We start from the raw sequence: 17339 nt of genomic DNA, 5'->3' as shown, positions 1-17339 counted from the left end.
TGGCTTCAGACTTCGCGGGACAAATTCAAGGCACAAAAAAGCCCGCAGGGCGTAAGCCCTGCGGGCTTTTAGGACTTCATCGGATGACTCTGGTAATCACCGATGGAGAATTTTGGTGGAGCTGGCGGGAGTTGAACCCGCGTCCGAAATTCCTACATCCTCGGTACTACATGCTTAGTCTGGTCTTTACATTCGCTTGCCAGCTGCGGACAGACACGCCACTAACAAACTAGCCTGATTGGATTTAACGCTTCAACCCCAGGCAAGGCATCCACGCGATCTCTTTTTGGTTTGACCTCTCTTGATCCCCGTCCTAAGAGCGGAGGCTAGGGAGAGAGGGCTCTGCGCAGGTTATTAAGCTGCCAGTGCGTAGTTTTCGTCGTTTGCGACTATTGTTTTGCGGCTTTTTACGAGGCCAACCGCCCCTCGGCATGCACCTTGGGTTTCGCGAATACCGTCGAATCCAGAATCAGCCCCAAGTGTGTTAAAGGCAAGTATATCAGAATATTGGATGATAATGCTAGTGATTAACGCCCAGAATTCTTCATAATTCGCGCTTTGTCTAATTTCCATTCACGTTCTTTAATGTCTGAACGTTTATCGTGCGCTTTTTTACCTTTCGCAACGCCAATTTTGACTTTGCTCCAGGCATTTTTCCAATACATGGAAAGTGCGACAATGGTGTAACCTTCTCGATTGATTCGACCATATAGTGAATCAAGTTCACGTTTGTTAAGGAGTAGTTTGCGTGACCGCGTCGGATCACAAACTACGTGGGAAGAAGCAACATTCAATGGCGTAATTGTGGCACCAAAAAGATAAGCATCACCATCTTTGAGTAAAACATAACTCTCACTGATGTTAGCCTTGCCAGCGCGCAGTGATTTGACTTCCCAACCTTGTAGGGATAAGCCTGCTTCGAATTCTTCTTCAATGAAGTATTCGTGGCGGGCTCGCTTATTCATGGCAATTGTTGCCGAACCGGGTTTGTGTGCTTTTTTCTTTGTCATAATGCGTTGTATTATACTGTATGCGTTAGTGAAAGAAATCTCTTCTGCATGATATTTGGCAATAAATGCATATTTATTGTTCCAAATGTCAGCAGGTTTTTATTTAACCACATTTAAGTGATACTATTCGCGCTGTTATGTTTTACAGGAAATGATATGCCACAGATTAGTCGCTCTGCGTTAGTGCCTTACAGCGTGGAACAAATGTATAAATTGGTCAACGATGTGATGTCCTATCCGGATTTTTTACCCGGATGTGTGGGGAGTCGTGTCATCAGTAGTAGTAATAATGAAATGACGGCTTCTGTTGAGGTTGCGAAGGCAGGGATCAGTAAGACGTTTGTAACACGCAATACGTTATTTGATAATAAAAGCATCAAGATGCAGCTTGTTGACGGGCCTTTCCGTAAGTTGATGGGGGGATGGCATTTTACTCCGTTAAGTGAAGATGCCTGTAAAGTTGAGTTGCATCTCGATTTTGAATTTACCAACAAGTTGATTGAATTGGCCTTTGGCAAAGTGTTTAAAGAGTTGGCTGGCAATATGGTTCAGGCGTTTACCCAGCGGGCACGTGAGGTTTACAATGTCTGAGATTAATATTGAAGTCATTTATGCTCTGCCGGAACGGCAATATCTGCGTAATGTGAAAGTACCGCAAGGGGCAACTGTTGAACAGGCGATTGTTGCGTCTGGCCTTTTGACATTACGTAATGATATCGATTTGACCAAAAATAAAGTGGGCATTTATAGCCGCCCGGCCAAATTGACTGATACGCTGGAAGAGGGGGATCGTGTGGAGATTTACCGCCCCCTGATTGCTGATCCAAAAGAAATGCGCCGTAAGCGGGCAGAGCGCGCTAGAAATAATGCGCAATAATGCCTATTTATTCGCCAGATTACCGACTGGCGAATAAATAAAACACACCTCACTGATTCTCTGGCAGTGACTTTTCATTCTTGATATCAGTTAGCATCCCTTGGCTATCAAAGGTCAGTGTCAGGGTTTCCTGCGTTGTTTTCCCATGCCCCGGTTGTTGGCGGAAAACGTAATACCAAGTCTGACTGCCAAAGGGATCAGTCAGCATTGGTGTTCCCAAAGTGTAAGAAACTTGCTGTTGGGTCATTCCCTTATGGATTTTTGCTACCGCCGCCGGCGTGAGGTAGTTCCCTTGATTAATATCAGGACGATAAACAATTCGCTCAAACATGGAGCAACCCGCAGTCAGCATAACAAGTGATACAGTAGCGGCAGTCAACAATTTACAGCGCATAGTAATTACATTCCTTGAGGAGTCAGGCCGTCGATAATAATAAACATTGAAGAGATTGAAAACCTCTACGCATTTACCTATGACTGCAATTATACAAGAAAGTTGGATTAATTTATGCCGCCAACAGCTCTTTTGCATTGGCCAGCGTATTTTTGGTCACCTCACTGCCCGCCAGAAGCCGCGCCAGCTCTTGGAGCCGTGCTTTTTTGTCCAACAGTTGCATCTGGGTTTCTGTTTCTTCCCCATCAGTTTGCTTGCTGACATGCTTGCTGACATAAAAGTGCTGATGTCCACATCCTGCGACTTGAGGTAAGTGGGTGACACACATCACTTGGGTTGATTCCCCCAATTCACGTAGCAGGCGCCCAACAATCGCTGCCGTTGAGCCGCTGATCCCCACATCAACTTCATCGAAAATGAGCGCAGGGGTTTCCATTTTTTTCGCTGTGATGACCTGAATCGCCAGTGCGATGCGGGAAAGCTCACCACCTGATGCCACTTTTGCCAATGGCTGGTGAGGTTGGCCGGGGTTGGTTGTGACATTAAATTCGACTTTGCTGGCCCCATCAATATTTAAGTGTTCCGGTTCAAAGGTAACATCAATGGTAAAGCGGCCATGAGGCATAGAAAGTTGGTGCATACTGGTTGTTATCAGTTGACCCAGCTCTGCGGCATATTTCTGGCGAATATGGTGCAATTTTTCTGCCACGGTCAGGGCTTGCTGGTAGTGGAGGCTGACAAGTTCACTAAGATGGGCACAATCATCTTCCTGTTGGGATAACTGATACTGCTCTTCCAACAATTGTTGATGTAATGCAGGTAGTTCTTCTGGTGAAACATGATGTTTACGCGCCATGTTGATTTGTTGGGAGATTTTCTGTTCCAGTTCGAATAAACGATTAGGATCCAGTTCCAACTGGTCGCTGTAATGACGTAATTCATCACTGACTTCATTGATTTGGATAGCCGCTTCTTCCAACATGTTAAGCAAGCCATTGAGTTTGTGATCCATGTTGGCAAGCTCGGTCAGTTCGTTTCGTGCATAGTTAAGAAGTCTGATGATATTCTGCTCATCGTTATCACTTAAAAGCTGGAGAATGTTTTGGCTGACGGACAGAAATTGCCCGCAGTTTGCCAGCCGTTTATATTCGCTATCCTGCTCTTGATAATCACCTGATTGTGGTGACAGTTCGTTCAGCTCTTTCAGGTGATATTCCAACAATTGCTGGCGTGAACGGCGCTCAAGGGCCTGTTGTTGAAATTGAGAAAGGGCTTGGCAGCTTTGGCGCCATTGTTGGTAAGCCTGTTTCATCTCATGTTGAAGTTCAAAATCGCCCGTATAAATATCAAGTAATCGCCTTTGGTGACGATTTTCTAACAACAATTGATGAGCATGTTGCCCGTGAATTTGGATCAGATGTGAACCTAATTCACGTAATTGAGCAAGGGGGACAGCCGTGCCATTGATAAAACCGCGAGAGCGCCCGTCAGCGGTGATGGTACGACGCAGCAGGCACTCATTATCATCATCAAGGCTGCCATCAAGCTGGTGGTCTACCAGCCATTTGCGGGCAGAAGGTGCATCAGCCAGTGAAAAGCGGGCACAAAGATCGGTACGTGGAGCACCCGGGCGAACCATGTTGGCTTCGCCACGATTGCCAAGACATAAACCCAGTGCATCAATCGCTATGGATTTACCGGCTCCGGTTTCACCCGTGATTGCCGTCATTCCTGAGCGAAAATCAATTTCAAGTTCGCGAACGATAGCAAAATTACTGATGGTCAGTTGAGTCAGCATCGTGCTCCTCCTTCCTTTTACTGTATACAAAAATAGGTTTTTACATCGTAAGAACACATTCCTGTGCATAAAAACATGTCTGTGCTTTCATACAGTATAAACTGGTTTTTTGTACAGTAAAATAGGGAAACTTGTTTTTTAGAACATTTTTTTCGACCAACCCAGTTTTGTGCTCAGTGTATTGAAGTAGTTGTAATCTTTCGGATGAATTAAGTGCAGGTGATAGTCACTGCGTTTGATGATCACTTCTTCACCATCTTGGATTGGCAACACGATTTGGCTGTCACAACTGACTTCATAGTCATTGCTGTTTTGGGCGAATTTCAGGCGAATGCTGCTTTCGCTGCTGATAACGAGTGGGCGTGCCGAAAGAGTATGTGGAAACATCGGCACCAGCACGATTGCATTCAAGTTTGGGGTTAATATCGGCCCTCCAGCCGACAGTGAATAGGCCGTAGAGCCAGTTGGTGTTGCGATGATCAAGCCGTCTGAACGTTGGGAAAAAGCGAAACGTTCGTCAATATACACTTCAAATTCAATCATGTGGGCAACTTTACCAGGATGTAAGACGACTTCATTCAGCGCCGTGCTACGTCGGGATTTATGCCCCGTTTTTGTCACCTGCGCTTCGAGCAGAAAGCGCTTTTCATCCCGATAATGGCCATCCAGAACTTCGGACAGTTGCTGTAAGGCATTATCAGGGTCTAAATCCGTCAAAAAGCCTAGATTACCTCGGTTGATGCCAATGACTTTGATGTCATAACGTGATAATACTCTGGCTGCCCCAAGCATATTGCCATCACCGCCGACAACAATCACAAGATCGGCGATTTTGCCGATTTCTGTTAGCCCTCCAGTCTGGGCATCCTTTAAGTTAAGGTCTTTTGCGACCTGCCTGTCCACAATGACGCAATAACCTTTGGCTACCAGCCAGTGGTGCAGCATTTCATGGGTGGCCAGCGCTTCAGGATGACGCGGACGACCGACAATACCGATGCATTTGAATTTATTATTCATTGCTGTTATGTCCTTCAGCATATGGTTTGCCCTCACAATATAATGTGTTCCCTTGAATCCCGTGTTTTGATCCCCATAATAAGCAAGAATGGCGAAGATAATACAAATACGCGGAGATATTCATGAGTAGTAAAGACCAAAAAGTACCTGATGAGCAAGTCGCAGAAAATACAGAAAATGTATTAGAGCAACAAATGAGTGCGGAACAGGCAGAGACACCAGAGACTGAAAACGTTGTTGATCCGCGTGTTGCTGAGTTGGAAGAACAACTGAAACAGGCTCAGTCTAACGAACGTGAGGCGATGTTACGTGCTCGTGCTGAAGTGGAAAATATTCGCCGTCGTACTGAACTGGATGTAGAAAAGGCACACAAATTTGCATTGGAAAAATTTGCCAATGAACTTCTGCCTGTTCTCGACAATCTGGAACGGGCATTAGAGGCGGCGGATCGTACCAATGAAGCGCTGTTGCCAATGGTTGAAGGTATTGAACTGACTCTGAAAGCGTTTATTGATGCAGTAGGTAAATTTGGCGTTGAAGTGGTCGGTGACACCCATGTTCCTTTCAATCCAGAAGTGCATCAGGCGATGACCATGATGGAATCTGATCAGCATGAACCTAATCAGGTGATGTTGGTGATGCAGAAAGGCTATACTCTGAATGGTCGCTTATTGCGTCCGGCAATGGTTGTTGTTTCTAAATAAAGTTACAGTATCCCGTGATGCAATGCCGCCATTTAGAAGGCGGCATTTTTGTCGGTAGGGATCAGTTATTGGGGCAATTGAGGATTCCAATCTATTGGCGATAATCCTTGGGCTTCCAGCAGGCTATTGGCTTGTGAAAAATGTTTACAGCCTAAAAAACCACGATGGGCAGACAGCGGTGAAGGGTGCGGTGCTTTTAATACGTGATGGCGTTGGTTATCAATAAAACGGCCTTTTTTCTGGGCATGAGATCCCCAAAGCAGGAAAATAACGCCGCTGCGATATTCATTGATGGCTGCAATCACTTTGTCCGTGAATGTTTCCCACCCCAAATTCGCATGGGAATGCGCGTTGCCGCGTTCGACGGTCAGCACGGTATTGAGCAATAATACCCCCTGTTCTGCCCAACTGACCAAACAGCCGTGATTGGGGCGAATAAATCCGGTAATGTCCGATTCCAGCTCCTTGTACATATTAACAAGAGAAGGTGGCGCAGGAATACCCGGCTGTACAGAGAAAGCCAGACCGTGGGCTTGATTCGGGCCGTGGTAAGGGTCTTGTCCCAAAATCACCACTTTTACATCAGGCAATTCGGTATAGCGAAATGCGTTGAAGACATCTTTCTGAGGCGGATAAATGGTTTTTCCAGCCTGACGTTCATTGGCGACATAAGCCAATGTATCAGCAAAATAAGGCTGTTTCTTTTCATTGCCGATGACATCGTGCCATGTGAGAGGTGCGGGCATAGCCAATCCCTTTCTAAATAATTATCAGATGACTTAAGCTTACCGATTCCCTTGGGATAGGGAAACCCTTCGTTGATTTCAATCAAAGAACCTTCTCATTAGTCTTGGTATACAGGAAATCAGGAACGGTGGTTGATTAAATAATGGTTAATAACCAAGATAATGATGTTGGAGGTATAAATGATTACTGGGATTCAAATTACCCAATCTGACAATGCTGCATTGATGAATTCTTTTTGGCTGTTGGATGATGAAAAAAATGAAGCGCGTTGTCTCTGTGCCAAAGCGGATTACGATGAAGGCCAGATTGTTGCCAAAGAGGAGCTGGGGCAATTTGAATATCGCGAAATTCCGTTAGAAGTCAAACCGACTGTGCGTGTCGAGGGCGGGCAACATCTGAATGTTAATGTTTTGCGCCGTGAAACGTTGGAAGAGGCGGTAAAACACCCCGAAAAATACCCTCAGTTGACTATTCGCGTATCAGGTTATGCTGTACGTTTTAACTCACTGACGCCAGAACAGCAGCGTGATGTTATTACACGTACTTTTACAGAAAGTCTGTAATTCTTGTATCAAGAAAAAAATCTAAAGGGAGAGTCAATACTCCCTTTTTTTATTTGCAATAAACGCGGAAATACAATTCCCTATTTTTATTAGGCGAATTAATTTTGTTAATTAAAAATTAAATTTGTTTTAATGTTGTTAAATATTCTGCCGATAGAGAGTTTGGGGTTTTAAACCACAACAAACCTGAATAATCTGTAGGAGAATCTTATGTCTTTATCAGTTAATACCAGTTTTTTCAGTGAATTAGGGATTTATCCATTACAGGGAAACTCTTTGCAACCTCAATCTCATTCTTCAGCCCAGGCACCACCAGACAAAAAAATTGAGTACAAGTCTTCTTCAGGCATCTCGCTTTCAGAAAATACTGAGCAGGCGAATACACTTTATCAATCATTGATGGGTAATTTAAATGCCAGCACCGCGGTAAAATCCGCATTGAAAGCCAATGAAATTGCCGGGAAAAACCCCCAATTCAACGATTATACCCTGACGCTGGTTACCCGTGATGTTTATCGACAGCATAGTTTAGGGATTGGTAATTATGAGCGCCTGTCTAATGATGCGTTAGCCAAAGCAGGCATTGATCCTAGTACATTGAATGATTATTCAACCGGGTTTCAGGCTGGTGTATACCAAAATAACGGGCTATATATTGTCTCTTTCACCGGGTCGAATGAATTAAAGGATTTTATGGTCAGTATTCGCCAGGGATTGGGTTTTAATGAAAAGCAGTATAATCAAGCCGTGGAATTGGCGCATAAGGCATTAGAAGTATTTGGTGAAGATGTTGTTTTCACGGGGCATTCATTGGGGGGTGGATTAGCAACAGTGGCTGCATTGGCAACCGGAAAACCTGCCGTTATTTATAACTCGGTTAGTGTTTCTGACGCGACATTGAAACACATGGGAATATCACCTGAAGCCGCTCGTGAATTGGCTGACAGTGGCTTGATACGTCATTATGCCGTCCAACATGATTGGTTGGGTAACATGCAAAAAATATTGCAATTTCGTCAACCGATGGGACACACAATAGAGCTTAAGTATGAGTATGAATTAGACAGCATATGGGATGTCATTATGCCTGATCGGTATGGTCTTCACGTCTTTAAAGCCCATTTTTTGGAAGCGGTCGTCGAATCTATGGCAGAGCATAAGCCTTGGTTGAATACACAGCAAAGTGAACAGCATTATACTGTGTAATATTTAGCATTCAGACGGGTGGAACATGGGGTCGAAGCCATTGCATGACTTCGCCCCTGTTCTACATCAGCTTGTTTTGCGATCAATGTATTTTACAAATAATCGTTGCCAGAATTAATCGTTGCTGGATTCAGTTGATTCTGGTTTAGGATTGCCGGAAGGAGTACGGCGTTTACCGATATTTTTACTGTCGCGATGACGAACTTTCACGCGGCTTTTTTTCACATCTTCTGTTTTCTTCTTATTCTCTTTGCGTTTTTCCAGCACTTTTTTCGATGGTTTATAGCTCTTTTTCTCACTAGGGGCTTTGGTTTGCGGGCGAAGCTCATCAACAACCCGGATTTTCAAAGGCTCGTTGAGATAACGGCTGATTTTACCCAAAAGAAGGTGATCATGAGCCTCAACCAGAGCAATGGCGGTTCCCTTACGACCTGCACGGGCAGTACGACCAATCCGGTGTAAGTAAACATCTGCGGTACGAGGTAAATCAAAGTTAAAGACGTGGCTGACATTTTCGATATCCAATCCACGGGAAGCAACGTCAGTTGCGACCAGAACGCTAACTTTGCCATCATTCAAGCGCTTCACGGCATCTGTACGCTTGGCCTGCACCATTTCCCCCTCAAGGAAACTAGCCTGAATGCCTGCCTGGCTCAACCCATCGACAAGTTCACGGACACGCTCTCGTTTGCGCACGAAAACAATGGATTTAGTCACATCGGGTTGCTGGAGAAGGTGACACAGCAAGGTGGTTTTATGCGCCAACGAATCAGCCCGATAATAAAATTGCTGAATTTTTTTGCGTTCGCGGCGAGAAGGTTCTGCATCTATCTCAACCGGATCAGTCAACAGGCGCTCGGCAAAATCACGGATGGATTCCCCTTCCAGCGTTGCGGAGAATAACAGCGTCTGCTTGCGCCAGCGTGTTTCACCTGAAATCGTTTCAACATCATTGGCAAATCCCATATCCAACATGCGATCAGCTTCATCAAGGATCAGCGTTTCCACTGCACGGCAGTCGAAATTTTCCTCTTTAATGTATTGCAACAGACGGCCGGTCGTTGCGACAACAATATCCTGATTCTCACTGAATACTTCCGCGTGGTTCATATAGGCAACACCACCTGTTATGGTAGCAATGTCCAAATGGGTATGGGCTGCAAATTCTTTCGCTTGTTCTGCGACTTGCATTGCCAACTCACGGGTTGGCGTCAAAATCAAGATACGTGGAGGCCCCGATTTTTTGCGGGGGAAATCCAGTAAATGCTGTAGTGCCGGCAGCAGGTAAGCGGCGGTTTTACCTGTACCGGTCGGCGCAGATCCTAATACATCGCGTCCGTTCATCGCGGCAGGAATGGCTGCCTCCTGAATAGCGGTTGGGCGTTCATAGCCTTTTTCGTTCAGTGCTTCAAGCAGGGATTCATCAAGTTCGAATTCGGAAAAGTTTGTCGCAGTCATCATATACCTCTGTTTGGGGCCGCCGATTATAAACAGGTTAAGCGCATTCTTCATCCTATAAAAGCATCCAATGAGTCGGTTGCTTTTATCCGTTGGTCATAAGATTTATGCTATGACAAATTCTAATTTCAGCAGATATGGGTCATGACATCGATACAAAAACCCGCTTTTCGCCGCGGTGGTTTTACATTTAAACAGTTTTTTATTGGACACGATAAATGTGCGATGAAAGTCGGGACGGATGGTGTGCTGTTAGGCGCTTGGGCGCCAGTATATAACAGGAAAAGATGTCTGGATATTGGTTGTGGTAGTGGTTTGATTGCGTTGATGATAGCGCAACGTACCAAAGCAGATACCACGATTGATGCTGTGGAACTGGATGTTCTTGCGGCAATGCAGGCGGCTGATAATGTCCAGCAATCACCGTGGTCTTCCCGCATTACGGTATATCAGCAGGATATTTATAATTTCGTGCAACAAAATAAGGTGCATGAAATCCGTCCCCAATACGATTTAATTGTTAGCAATCCTCCCTATTTTGAACCTGCTGTTGCATGTCGAAACGAAGCACGCAATCAGGCTCGCTATACAGAATCACTGACACATCAGGGGCTATTGGCGTGTGTACAGAAATTGATAGCACCGACCGGGTTATTTTGTCTGGTATTGCCTTATGGCATTGGTGAACAATTTGAAAAAATGGCGTCAGATTTGGGATGGTTTACCCATTTCCGCGTGAATGTGCGTGACAGGCAAGATAAGCCGTTACACCGTTTATTGCTGGGGTTATCACGCCAAAAACAGGATATCCAAGTGGGTGAATTAACCATTCGTTCCCCGGATGGCACCTATTCAGACCCATTTCGTCAGTTAATAACGGATTTTTATCTTTATTATTGATAACGTTAGCGCTATTGAGATGATAAATTATATTTTTTGGCATAATATTTTTCGGTACAGTATTTTTCAACATAACAAGGCAAAGACTTTCTTTTTTCCAGATTAAAATCGCGTGTCCTGTAAAATTGAGACTATGATATAGAAGAAGTGCAAGACGAGAATAACAGGTGGTTGTAACAAAAATTACAGCTAAAGTTGAACTTCACAATAAATTGATACTCAAACTCATGCTTGTTCGGGAAATCAGAACATCATATTGGTTTAATTTAAGTATAAATGTGGAGTTTTACCTCAGGAGAGTGAACCTCGGATGAGCGAGCAGTTAACGGATCAAATGCTGATTGAACGCGTGCAGAAAGGCGATCAAAAAGCATTTAATTTGCTGGTGATAAGATACCAGCACAAAGTAGCGAGCCTGATTGCTCGTTACGTACCCCAAGGCGACGTTCCTGATGTTGCCCAAGAGGTTTTCATTAAGACTTATCGGGCACTGTCTTCTTTCCGGGGTGACAGTGCTTTTTATACATGGCTGTATCGTATTGCCGTTAACACTGCGAAAAATTATTTGGTTGCTCAGGGGCGCCGCCCGCCATCCAATGATCTGGATGCTAGCGACGCAGAAAATTATGATACTTCAAGTTCATTAAAAGAAATTTCGAACCCTGAGAACTTAATGTTGTCTGAAGAATTGAAGGAAGTGGTTTTCCGCACCATTGAATCGCTTCCAGAAGATTTGAGGATAGCGATTACATTGAGGGAGTTGGATGGATTGAGCTATGAGGAAATAGCCGACATCATGGAATGTCCTGTAGGCACTGTGCGTTCACGAATTTTCCGGGCAAGGGAAGCGATTGATAATAAAGTTCAACCACTGATCCAACAGTAAACTGATCCAATAATACTGATCCAACAACATCGTGGGATAAAACAATATTTAAGGGTACTTTGGCATGCAAAGAGAAAAACTTTCCGCATTGATGGATGGAGAAGCTCTTGATAGTGAAGTCGTTCATTTAATCTCTGAAGATGCGGTCATGCAGAAACAGTGGGAAAGATATCACCTTGTACGTGATGTGCTGCGTGGCGATGTGGGGGATGTATTGCACTTGGATATTGCGAGTCAGGTCGCTTTGGCGCTTGAAAAAGAACCCGTTCATATCAATCCCGTTCATACCAATCCAGCGGCTGTTCTGGAATCTCAGCCAAAACCTGAAACATGGGCTAATATGCCATTCTGGGGCAAAATCCGGACATGGAAGAGTCAAATTGCACAAATTGGTGTTGCTGCCTGTGTATCGCTGGCCGTGATTGTCGGTGTCCAGCAACATAATCGTGATAGCAGTGTTGAAACCGATAACCAGTTTGAGGCGCCAGCCTTTAATACATTGCCGGTGATGGGAACAGCCTCAACAGTGGGTTTAATGGCGCCAGCCGAAGAAGAAACGTTCGGTGGTGACTTGAGCACGAAAGTGCGGGAAAGCAACAAGCGGATTGATGCGATGTTGCAGCAATATGAATTTGCCCGCCGCATTCACGGTGAAAAACATGATGGAGTCACTCAGGTTAATCCCGTTCTTGGAGCGCAAGCAGCACAACAATCACAACAACAGTGATGAAACGTATTTGGGTTGTCGTTTTTTTATTGGCGAATAGCCTGATAAACCCCCTGAAAGCCTCAGCGCAACAAAGCAGCGCTGAGGCTTTGTTGCAGGAGATGAATCAGGCGGTAAAAACGCTGAATTATGAGCTCGGATTCATCATCTTAGGGCAGCAATTCCTTTTCCCTTTGCGTTACCGTCATGCCATTATTGATGGACAGGTTATCGCCCAAATGATACAAATGGACGTTTCACGCAGAGAAATTGTCCGGCGCGGTGACCAAATCAGCTATTACGAGCCAGGGTTGGATTCATTCAGTATACGCGGCACGCATATCGTTGATTATCTTCCCCCGATCCTCTTTGCCGATTTTGCACATTTACAGCAATTTTATCGTTTCATTGATGCAGGCAGTACGCACGCGGGTGATCACCCGGTGAATTTTGTGCGCATCATAGCGAAAGATAAAGCCCGCTATAACTATAACCTTCTGATTGATGAGAAATCTCATCTCCCTCTGTTGATCGATCTTTTGGATAAAGATAATCAAACCGTCATTGAGCAATTCCGTGTCGTGTCGTTCACAGTGAATGACGATATTAAAACGGAACTGAAGGCGATTACTGGTTTGAAATTACCGCCCATGTTACTTATTCCGCCTTCTGATAAGTTGAAGTTTCATTGGCGGGTTGAAAAAATGCCTGAGGGTTTCAAAGAGATATCCCGTAGCAGCCGTAAGTTATCAGAGACAGAATGGCTGGAAACCATCATGTATAGTGATGGATTGTTTAATTTTTCTGTCAATGTCGTGAACTCAGATAACAAGGTCGTTGATGAACAACCATTTCGACAAGGCAGGAGAACGGTTTATACTTTGGCCAGCGGCAAAAACAGCATAACAGTCATTGGTGAGCTGCCTTTCGCAACCGCCGGGCGAATTGCGGCAAGCGTGACATTTACGGGAGAAAACTGATGGTTAAAGAATGGGCAACGGTTGTCCGTTGGCAAAAAGGCCGTGCATTATTGCGTTACGGCTCATCTTCCGGCTGTAGCAGTTGTCAGGCCAAAACCGCCTGTGGTTCTTATTTACTGGAAAAAATAGGGCCGGAAAGCATCCATCAGTTGGAAGTCGATATTTCTCAACCACTTCAACCGGGTCAGAAGGTTGAAGTCGGTATTCCTGAAAGTAGTCTGTTACGTTCAGCCATGTTGGTTTATTTGACGCCCTTGTTAGGATTGTTCTTGGGCGCTGCCCTTTTCCAATTATGGACAACTGACCAGTTAGGAATAGGTTTGGGGGGAATTGGCGGTGGGTTCGCGGGTTTCTTCATGGCCCGCAAAATTGCTGCCTATTGGGATAAATTGCAGGCCTACCAGCCCGTTGTATTACAAATTGGTTTACCGCCTGACGCGATTAAGGTACTACAGCAAGAGTAATTTGTTTTATCCTACGCGCTTCAACTTTACTTTATTATTGCAAACGACTTTCCCACTCGTTTGGTTTTCACGGGTTTGGCATGTAGAATACGGCTCCTCAGGCCAGTGGCCAAACCAACAAACTGTCGCTTTATGTCCATCAATGTGTCCATAGGCGAATGATTCAGAAATATTAAGGCAAAAAAGATTTAATAATGAAGCAAATACGAAATTTCTCCATTATCGCCCACATTGACCACGGTAAATCCACGTTATCTGATCGGATTATTCAAATCTGTGGTGGTCTGTCTGATCGCGAAATGGCAGCACAAGTACTGGATTCAATGGATCTTGAACGTGAACGTGGGATCACGATCAAAGCACAAAGTGTCACGCTTGATTACAAGGCAAATGACGGGCAAGTTTACCAATTAAACTTTATCGATACACCGGGGCATGTTGACTTCTCTTACGAAGTTTCCCGTTCACTGGCTGCTTGTGAAGGTGCCTTGCTGGTTGTTGATGCGGGTCAGGGGGTTGAAGCCCAGACCTTGGCTAACTGTTATACCGCCCTTGAAATGGATCTGGAAGTGGTTCCGGTTCTGAACAAAATTGACCTGCCGGCGGCTGAACCCGAGCGGGTTGCTGAAGAAATCGAAGATATTGTGGGAATTGATGCAACCAATGCGGTTCGTTGTTCTGCAAAAACGGGGGTCGGCGTACAGGATGTTATTGAACGTCTGGTCAAAGAGATCCCTGCGCCGGAAGGTGCGCCTGATGCACCATTACAGGCCCTGATTATTGACTCATGGTTTGATAATTACCTTGGTGTGGTTTCGCTTGTCCGGATCAAAAACGGTACGTTGCGTAAAGGGGATAAAGTCAAGGTAATGAGTACCGGGCAGGTATACAACGCTGACCGTCTGGGTATCTTCACCCCGAAACGTGTTGATCGTGATGTATTGAATTGTGGTGAAGTGGGCTGGTTGGTCTGTGCCATCAAAGATATTCTGGGGGCGCCGGTTGGGGATACCTTGACGACGGCTCGTCAGCCAGCCGAAAAAGCCCTTCCTGGTTTTAAAAAGGTCAAACCGCAGGTTTATGCGGGCCTGTTCCCGATCAGTTCCGATGACTATGAAGCGTTTCGTGATGCGTTAGGTAAACTGAGCTTAAATGACGCTTCATTATTCTATGAACCAGAAAGTTCCACGGCATTGGGTTTCGGTTTCCGCTGTGGTTTCCTTGGCTTGCTGCACATGGAAATCATTCAGGAACGGTTGGAACGTGAATATGATCTCGATTTGATCACCACTGCCCCAACAGTTGTTTATGAAGTTGAGACAACCAGTGGTGATATTATCTACGTTGATAGTCCATCCAAGTTGCCGGCATTAAACAGTATTAATGAACTGCGTGAGCCGATTGCAGAATGTCACATGTTGTTGCCGAAAGAGTACCTTGGTAACGTCATTACACTCTGTATAGAAAAACGTGGTGTGCAAACGAATATGGTTTATCACGGTAATCAGGTTGCACTGACTTATGAAATCCCAATGGCTGAAGTGGTTCTGGATTTCTTTGATCGCTTGAAATCAACTTCTCGTGGTTATGCTTCTCTGGATTATAACTTTACTCGTTTCCAGAATTCAGACATGGTTCGCGTAGATGTTCTGATTAACGGTGAGCGTGTTGATGCGCTGGCGTTGATTACTCACCGAGACAATTCTCAATACCGTGGGCGTGAACTCGTGGAAAAGATGAAAGAGCTGATCCCACGCCAGCAATTTGACATTGCAATTCAGGCGGCGATAGGAACCCACATTATTGCGCGTGCTACCGTTAAGCAGTTACGTAAAAACGTCTTGGCGAAATGTTATGGCGGTGACGTCAGCCGTAAGAAAAAGCTATTGCAGAAACAGAAAGAAGGTAAAAAACGCATGAAGCAGGTCGGTAATGTCGAGCTGCCGCAGGAAGCCTTCTTAGCGATTCTGCATGTTGGCAAAGATAATTAACAAGGTCGTAAGGAGTTCAAATGGCTAACACTTTTGCCTTGATATTAACGTTAGCAACGTTAATCACCGGCATTCTTTGGTGCATAGAGCGATTTAAGTTCGCACCTGAACGTAAGAAAAAACTTGCTCACATTCAGGAACAGACGGCAGGCGCAGACGCTCAGGGAGCGTTGGCGACAGAACTTAACAAACCTTCATGGGTTGAAACACTTGCATCTGTCTTTCCCGTGTTAGCCATTGTGTTGGTTCTGCGCTCTTTTGTTTATGAACCTTTTCAGATCCCTTCTGGTTCAATGATGCCGACACTACTGATCGGGGATTTCATTCTGGTTGAAAAATTTGCTTATGGTTTAAAAGACCCGATTACGCAAACAACCTTAATCAAGACAGGTGAGCCTAAGCGTGGGGATATCGCGGTTTTCAAATATCCGAAAAACCCAACTATCGATTTTGTAAAACGAATTATTGGCTTGCCTGGGGATAGGATCGTTTACGATTACGTCAACAAAGAACTTCAGGTTTACCCCGGCTGTGGTTGGAATGCACAATGCAAGGGCGATTTACCGGTGACTTATCGGAATGTGTTCCCAAGTGAATGGACGATAAAAGAAGATGTGACACCAGAAGGTGTTCGTATCAATGGGCTTTATCAAGTTCCTGTTGATGAACCCTTAGGGCCATATTCTCTCCGTCAGGGCGAAAGAGTTGAGAATTTAGGTGATGTGTCACACCATATTCTGACCATCCCTGCAATACAACGCTTCCCGGGTTTCTCTCAAGAAGGCTTGCCGGTTGGCACTTGGGTCGTTCCCAAAGGGCACTATTTCGCGATGGGGGATAACCGTGACAATAGTGATGATAGCCGTTCATGGGGATTTGTTCCGGAGAAAAATCTGGTCGGCCGAGCCACCGCCATCTGGATGAGCTTTGAAAAACAAGAAGGTGAATGGCCTACTGGCGTGCGCTTCAGCCGGATTGGTGGAATTCACTAATATTGATATATTAGCGCAGCATTAATTTATCTCACAGTGTAGAATATTCTTTCAAACGAGATGACTGGCTCCCTAACATGATGAATGCTTTGGGAGCCAGTGCAAACGCAACAGTTTTGTAAGGCATACCGCAAGTTGCCGCACAGGTCTGTTGCGTGTGCTTTTATTTGATGAATTCTAACTGAATTGGTAGCACATGAACGCCATAATAACTAACCGGTTACAACATAAGCTAGGATATACCTTTAAACAGCACGATTTGTTGCTTCAAGCGTTAACTCACCGCAGTGCCAGCAGTAAGCATAATGAACGTTTAGAATTTCTTGGCGACTCAATCCTGAGTTTTGTCATTGCCAATGCGTTGTACCAGCGTTTTCCCCGGGTTGATGAAGGGGATATGAGCCGCATGCGGGCAACATTGGTACGTGGAAATACACTGGCGGAACTGGCCAGGGAATTTGAATTGGGTGAATGCCTGCGTCTGGGGCCGGGTGAGTTAAAGAGTGGGGGGCATCGTCGCGAATCCATTTTAGCGGATAGCATTGAGGCTTTAATCGGCGCTATTTTCCTGGATAGCGATATTCAGACCAGCGAAAAGATTATCCTGAATTGGTATGAAACCCGTTTGAATGAAATTAGTCCGGGT

Annotated in this window: 19 protein-coding genes and 1 other RNA gene; 13 read left to right on the top strand and 7 right to left on the bottom strand. The window is 45.1% G+C overall.

What is annotated here, in order from left to right:
- Nucleotides 1-113 precede the first annotated feature (113 nt).
- Together ssrA and smpB are read right to left on the bottom strand one after the other, a co-directional pair.
- Nucleotides 114-477: a transfer-messenger RNA gene (ssrA, locus tag PSI17_RS13530) on the bottom strand.
- Between the two features lie 50 nt (nucleotides 478-527).
- Nucleotides 528-1010, bottom strand: coding sequence for an SsrA-binding protein SmpB (gene smpB / locus PSI17_RS13525; RefSeq protein ID WP_273552469.1), 483 nt, complete (start codon nucleotides 1008-1010; stop codon nucleotides 528-530).
- Nucleotides 1011-1166: 156 nt separating this feature from the next.
- Here smpB and PSI17_RS13520 point away from each other — a divergent pair, with 156 nt between their 5' ends.
- A complete protein-coding gene (locus tag PSI17_RS13520) occupies nucleotides 1167-1601 on the top strand; it encodes a type II toxin-antitoxin system RatA family toxin (protein WP_273552468.1) in 435 nt (144 codons plus the stop codon).
- Nucleotides 1594-1887 carry an RnfH family protein gene (locus PSI17_RS13515; protein ID WP_273552467.1) on the top strand — a complete coding sequence of 98 codons (294 nt, stop codon included), beginning with the start codon at nucleotides 1594-1596 and terminating at the stop codon, nucleotides 1885-1887. The genes PSI17_RS13520 and PSI17_RS13515 overlap by 8 nt, the downstream gene beginning before the upstream one ends.
- A 49-nt stretch (nucleotides 1888-1936) precedes the next feature.
- Here PSI17_RS13515 and bamE read toward each other — a convergent pair whose 3' ends face one another.
- The 3 genes from bamE to nadK all read right to left on the bottom strand — a co-directional run bounded on the left by bamE (nucleotide 1937) and on the right by nadK (nucleotide 5096).
- On the bottom strand, nucleotides 1937-2281 hold the full coding sequence (gene bamE, locus PSI17_RS13510; RefSeq protein WP_273552466.1) for an outer membrane protein assembly factor BamE: 345 nt from the start codon (nucleotides 2279-2281) through the stop codon (nucleotides 1937-1939).
- Between the two features lie 112 nt (nucleotides 2282-2393).
- The gene (gene recN, locus PSI17_RS13505) at nucleotides 2394-4079 is read right to left on the bottom strand and encodes a DNA repair protein RecN (protein ID WP_273552465.1); all 1686 of its coding nucleotides are present in this window, start codon (nucleotides 4077-4079) and stop codon (nucleotides 2394-2396) included.
- A gap of 138 nt (nucleotides 4080-4217) precedes the next feature.
- The gene (gene nadK, locus PSI17_RS13500) at nucleotides 4218-5096 is read right to left on the bottom strand and encodes an NAD(+) kinase (protein WP_273552464.1); all 879 of its coding nucleotides are present in this window, start codon (nucleotides 5094-5096) and stop codon (nucleotides 4218-4220) included.
- 122 nt (nucleotides 5097-5218) lie between these two features.
- Here nadK and grpE point away from each other — a divergent pair, with 122 nt between their 5' ends.
- Nucleotides 5219-5800: a nucleotide exchange factor GrpE gene (gene grpE, locus PSI17_RS13495; protein ID WP_273552463.1), complete on the top strand. Its 582-nt coding sequence runs from the start codon at nucleotides 5219-5221 to the stop codon at nucleotides 5798-5800.
- A 65-nt stretch (nucleotides 5801-5865) separates the two neighbouring features.
- On the opposite strand, the gene ung is transcribed toward grpE, so the two are convergent.
- Nucleotides 5866-6546, bottom strand: coding sequence for a uracil-DNA glycosylase (ung, locus tag PSI17_RS13490; protein WP_273552462.1), 681 nt, complete (start codon nucleotides 6544-6546; stop codon nucleotides 5866-5868).
- A gap of 180 nt (nucleotides 6547-6726) precedes the next feature.
- On the opposite strand from ung, the gene grcA reads away from it, so the two are divergent.
- Nucleotides 6727-7110, top strand: a complete 384-nt coding sequence (gene grcA / locus PSI17_RS13485; protein ID WP_273552461.1) for an autonomous glycyl radical cofactor GrcA — start codon at nucleotides 6727-6729, stop codon at nucleotides 7108-7110.
- 210 nt (nucleotides 7111-7320) lie between these two features.
- Nucleotides 7321-8316 carry a phospholipase gene (locus PSI17_RS13480; protein ID WP_273552460.1) on the top strand — a complete coding sequence of 332 codons (996 nt, stop codon included), beginning with the start codon at nucleotides 7321-7323 and terminating at the stop codon, nucleotides 8314-8316.
- 114 nt (nucleotides 8317-8430) lie between these two features.
- Here PSI17_RS13480 and srmB read toward each other — a convergent pair whose 3' ends face one another.
- A complete protein-coding gene (srmB, locus tag PSI17_RS13475) occupies nucleotides 8431-9774 on the bottom strand; it encodes an ATP-dependent RNA helicase SrmB (RefSeq protein ID WP_273552470.1) in 1344 nt (447 codons plus the stop codon).
- Between the two features lie 144 nt (nucleotides 9775-9918).
- Here srmB and trmN point away from each other — a divergent pair, with 144 nt between their 5' ends.
- The 8 genes from trmN to rnc all read left to right on the top strand — a co-directional run.
- On the top strand, nucleotides 9919-10674 hold the full coding sequence (gene trmN, locus PSI17_RS13470) for a tRNA(1)(Val) (adenine(37)-N(6))-methyltransferase TrmN (protein WP_273552459.1): 756 nt from the start codon (nucleotides 9919-9921) through the stop codon (nucleotides 10672-10674).
- A gap of 310 nt (nucleotides 10675-10984) precedes the next feature.
- Nucleotides 10985-11560, top strand: a complete 576-nt coding sequence (gene rpoE, locus PSI17_RS13465; RefSeq protein ID WP_273552458.1) for an RNA polymerase sigma factor RpoE — start codon at nucleotides 10985-10987, stop codon at nucleotides 11558-11560.
- Nucleotides 11561-11624: 64 nt separating this feature from the next.
- Nucleotides 11625-12287 (top strand): anti-sigma-E factor RseA, encoded by a 663-nt coding sequence (gene rseA / locus PSI17_RS13460; protein ID WP_273552457.1) that lies wholly within the window; start codon nucleotides 11625-11627, stop codon nucleotides 12285-12287.
- Nucleotides 12287-13246, top strand: a complete 960-nt coding sequence (gene rseB, locus PSI17_RS13455; protein ID WP_273552456.1) for a sigma-E factor regulatory protein RseB — start codon at nucleotides 12287-12289, stop codon at nucleotides 13244-13246. Before rseA ends, rseB begins: the two co-directional genes overlap by 1 nt.
- Complete coding sequence (gene rseC / locus PSI17_RS13450; protein ID WP_273552455.1) at nucleotides 13246-13710, top strand: SoxR-reducing system protein RseC; 465 nt, start codon at nucleotides 13246-13248, stop codon at nucleotides 13708-13710. The genes rseB and rseC overlap by 1 nt, the downstream gene beginning before the upstream one ends.
- Nucleotides 13711-13904: 194 nt before the next feature.
- The gene (lepA, locus tag PSI17_RS13445) at nucleotides 13905-15701 is read left to right on the top strand and encodes a translation elongation factor 4 (protein ID WP_273552454.1); all 1797 of its coding nucleotides are present in this window, start codon (nucleotides 13905-13907) and stop codon (nucleotides 15699-15701) included.
- Between the two features lie 20 nt (nucleotides 15702-15721).
- Nucleotides 15722-16693, top strand: a complete 972-nt coding sequence (lepB, locus tag PSI17_RS13440) for a signal peptidase I (RefSeq protein ID WP_273552453.1) — start codon at nucleotides 15722-15724, stop codon at nucleotides 16691-16693.
- A 196-nt stretch (nucleotides 16694-16889) separates the two neighbouring features.
- On the top strand, nucleotides 16890-17339 hold a 450-nt coding region (gene rnc, locus PSI17_RS13435), incomplete at its 3' end, for a ribonuclease III (RefSeq protein WP_273552452.1).

It is taken from the genome of Xenorhabdus sp. IM139775, from assembly GCF_028598745.1.
GTDB lineage: Bacteria > Pseudomonadota > Gammaproteobacteria > Enterobacterales > Enterobacteriaceae > Xenorhabdus.
Note: the sequence above shows the minus strand (reverse complement) of the source record. Positions and strands in the feature narration are given on the sequence as shown.